The sequence below is a fragment of the Victivallis sp. genome (assembly GCF_048170485.1).
GTDB lineage: Bacteria > Verrucomicrobiota > Lentisphaeria > Victivallales > Victivallaceae > Victivallis.
Map to the genome: position 1 here is coordinate 1 of NZ_DBEXAY010000301.1, position 3,715 is coordinate 3,715.

Here is a 3,715-nt window from a genome sequence, read left to right on the forward strand (position 1 = left end):
CTCTTTTAAATAAAATCCGCCAGCTTCTCTCGCCGCGCGATAAGAAGATCATGGTGCTTCTGGTGCTGATGATGACGCTGGGGGCGGTTCTGGAAATGATCGGGGTTTCCATCCTGATGCCGGTCATCGCGGTCGTCACCCGGCCGGAACTGCTCGAACAGAACCGCTATCTGCGCATCATTCACCAGTTCATTTCTCCGTCGAGCGACCGGGGATTTCTGCTGGCGATGTGCGCATTGGTGGTCGTATTTTTCCTTGCCAAAAATCTTTTTGCCGGATTGACCATCTACTGTCAGGCACGCTTTATCTACGGAAAATCCGCAGAACTCTCCAGTCGGCTTTACAACAATTACCTCGGAGCCCCCTACCTGTACCATCTGAATCACAACTCATCGGAACTTATCAACAACATTAACCAACTTAATGCGATCGTGAGCGGGGTTCTCCTTCCGTTGATGCTGGTTGCGACGGAATGTTTCGTCATTGCCGGGCTGTGTGCTCTTCTCATGTATTTTTCCCCGATCACCACTCTGGTCGCCGCGGCAACAACCGGAGGGGTTCTGCTGTTGCTCTACTGCCCCTTCAAAAATTTTCTTCTGCAAATCGGCAAACGACAGATGGCGGTGCTTCAGCAGCTTTTGAAATATCTGATCCAGGGGCTCGGCTGCATCAAGGAGACCAAAGTCCGCAACGTCGAGTCAAGTTTCGAACAGGGATTTGCACATTGCGCCAGAGTACGGGCCGGACTGGATCAGGCGGGATATATCATCGGGCAGCTCCCGAGGCTTGCATTGGAGAGTTTCGTCATTCTGATCGCCATCGGCGGACTGGCCGCATTTGTCTCTGTCGGGATGGCTTCCGGCACGATCATCCTTACTGCGGCACTCTTCGGGGCCGCCCTCTACCGGTTGCTGCCTTCGATTTCGCGGGTTCACTACAATCTGGTGCAGATTCGCCAGAACAGAGAGATCTTCGACCAGCTCTGGAACGATCTGGTAAAACTGCCGGTCCCGGTGAGCAAACCGGCGGGAGCACCGCTCGAGTTTGCGCATGAACTCCGGGTGGAGGAGCTCACGTTCCGCTATCAGGAGGCGCGGCCGCCGGTGCTGGAACACTTTTCCATGACGATTCAGCACCACAGCAGTGTCGCTCTGGTCGGGCCGACCGGCTGCGGAAAAACCACGCTGGTGGATTTGATTCTCGGGCTCTTGAAGCCGCAGTCCGGCAGGATCACTGTGGACGGCCGGAACATCGAGGAAAATCTCCCCTCCTGGCAGAAAAAAATCGGATATGTTCCCCAGTTCATCTATCTTCTGGATGATTCCATCCGGGCAAACGTCGCCTTCGGCGTGCCGCAGGAGGCGATTGACGACGACCGGGTCTGGCAGGTGCTGGAGCAGGCGCAGATCGCGGATTTCGTGCGGAGTCTCCCGGGGAAACTGGAGGAGCCGATGGGCGAACTTGGCGCCCGTCTCTCCGGCGGTCAGCGGCAGAGGATCGGCATCGCCCGCGCACTCTATCCGGCGCCGGAAATTCTGATTCTCGACGAAGCGACCAGCGCGCTCGATCTGGAGACTGAACGCGCCTTTGCCGATGCTCTGGAAAAGCTCAAAGGAGCGCTGACCATTCTGACCATCGCCCACCGCCCCGCCACCGTGCAGATGTGCGATCGGGTGATCCGCCTTTCAACGGCACAGGAAGGCGCGTCTGCCGGAAAATAAGCGGTCGAAGTTCAGCGGAAAACAGCCGGAATGCTCATGGAAACCGGCTCACGCCTTTCTCGAATGGCGGCGACGAGCAGTTCCGCCACGCGTTTGCCGCATTCCCGACGGGGAGCGGCCACCACATGACGCGCGTCCGGCAATCCGGGCAGATGGAGGCCGTCGCAGCCGATCACCGGGAGATCCAGCTTGCGCTCTGCAAGCAATGCGGCAAGTTCCGGGAGCTGGTGGTCGTAGGCCGCGAGCAGAGCGTCGGGCCGTGTCCGGTCGAGAACGGCGGCCAGCGCCGGGGCGCCCTGCCCGGTCAGCGGACGGGCATTTTCCACCAGAAGCGGATCGAATGCTCCGCAGTACGTCTGAACCGCCTGCTGATAAGCGAGAAATTTTCGTGGAGACTGCAGCGGCTGAAGAGTCCGGGTCTGGCCGATGAAAGCGATTCTTCTGCATCCATTGCGGAAAAAGAGTTCGACCGCCTGCCGGATGCCCTCGTCGAAATCGAACGTCACCTGCGGAATCGACGGCTCTTCCAGAGGATCGCAGGCGGTGATGAAGGGAATGCCGGAGGAACGCACCTGGCGCAACAGCTCCGGATCGGCGATTCCCAGCACGATTCTTCCGGCCGCGGGAGACATGGAAAAATGGACCAGATCGAGCACGCCGGAACCGGGATCCGCCTCCAGCATATTCAACACCGGCCGGAAGCCGTCAGCGGCAAGCTGCTCGACCATGCCGGACCAGATATCGCCCCAGAAGGGATGGGTGAAAATCGTTGTAAATCCTTCGAAAATCACCTCGATCAGTCTTCCATCCCCGGGCAGCGGCGAGCAGACGCGGGTGCCGCTGCGGCGGCGACGTTCCAGCAGTCCGTCGGCCACCAGTCGAGCGATGGCCTTGTTCATCGTCTTGGGATTGACGCCGAATTCCGCCGCCAGCTCCAGTGTGGTGGGCAGAGTGCCGGAATAGACTCCTTCGGCAATTCTCCGTCGAAGTTCGCCGACGAGGGCTGGCTGTTTGAATTCGATCATGAAACGATACTTGTTTTTTCGTTTGGGTTAAATATAACCATACTTGCAGTTCGGAAAAAATGCAAATAAAACGGCGCAGGAAAGCTGAGATTCTGTAATTTTTTCGCCGGGCGAGGTCAATTTTCCGACCTTTTTGACATCGCGGAGAATTTTTCTCTTCGCATCGCGGCCGGAGTGATCCCGGTATGTTTTTTGAAAAAACGGATAAAATAGTTCACACTGGAGAATCCCAGTTCTCTGGCGATCTCCTCCGAATCGGGGCGCTGACTTTCGAGCATCCGGATGGCGAGACGGATCTTCTGCCGGGCGATGTATTGCACGGGGGATGTGCCGAGATGTTCCTGAAACTGCAGGAAGAGTTTCCGACGGCTGACATTGCCGATCCTGCGCAGATCCTCCACGCTGATATCGGTGTGCAGATGGCTTTCGATGTAATGCAAATAGCGTTGGATTTCAGCATGTTCCGAACAGGGATCCTCCCACCGTCCGCTACGGAAGGCTTCTCCCAGCAGCCGGAAGAGCGCGAGCGAACCGTAAAAGGCGGGGAATTCCGATTGCTCCGCCGCGTCAAGTTCATTTTCGAGCGCCTGCAACAGCTTGTCCTCCAAAGGAACTTTCCGGATTTTCCCATCGTTGAAACAAAGGAACGGTGAAAGGTTGCTGAAGTTGTATCCATCCGCCGCCAGATAGCCGCCCTGAAACGTTCTCGCCGGTTGCGCGCCCGTGCGCCAGAGGTAGGGGTGTTCCCCCGGCAGAAGAATCATGTCGCCACGCACTCCGGAAATCTCCTCGTCTTCCGGAGTGCGAAAGAAGATCTCCCCGACGAGCATCACAACGACCGTGCTGTGGACAACACAGTGGAAATCACATTCCATTCTGGCGGGGAGATCGCAGAAATGCAGTAGATAAAACGGCGGCAAAGCGTTGTAAAACTCCTTCGTTTTGACATACCGGGACACGTTCCGGCAA

General features: G+C 57.2%; 3 protein-coding genes. 1 reads left to right on the plus strand and 2 read right to left on the minus strand.

Features of this window, described 5'->3' with window-relative positions; genetic code table 11:
• Positions 1-1,721 (plus strand): ABC transporter ATP-binding protein (locus tag ACMLHG_RS15820; protein ID WP_417171110.1); only part of this gene is annotated, 1,721 nt, incomplete at its 5' end.
• Positions 1,722-1,732: 11 nt separating this feature from the next.
• On the opposite strand, the gene ACMLHG_RS15825 is transcribed toward ACMLHG_RS15820, so the two are convergent.
• Together ACMLHG_RS15825 and ACMLHG_RS15830 are read right to left on the minus strand one after the other, a co-directional pair.
• Entirely contained in the window at positions 1,733-2,746 is a 1,014-nt protein-coding gene (locus ACMLHG_RS15825; protein ID WP_295810269.1) for a GntR family transcriptional regulator, read from the minus strand.
• A 116-nt stretch (positions 2,747-2,862) separates the two neighbouring features.
• A partial coding sequence (locus ACMLHG_RS15830) for a helix-turn-helix domain-containing protein (RefSeq protein WP_417171111.1) occupies positions 2,863-3,715 on the minus strand: 853 nt, incomplete at its 5' end.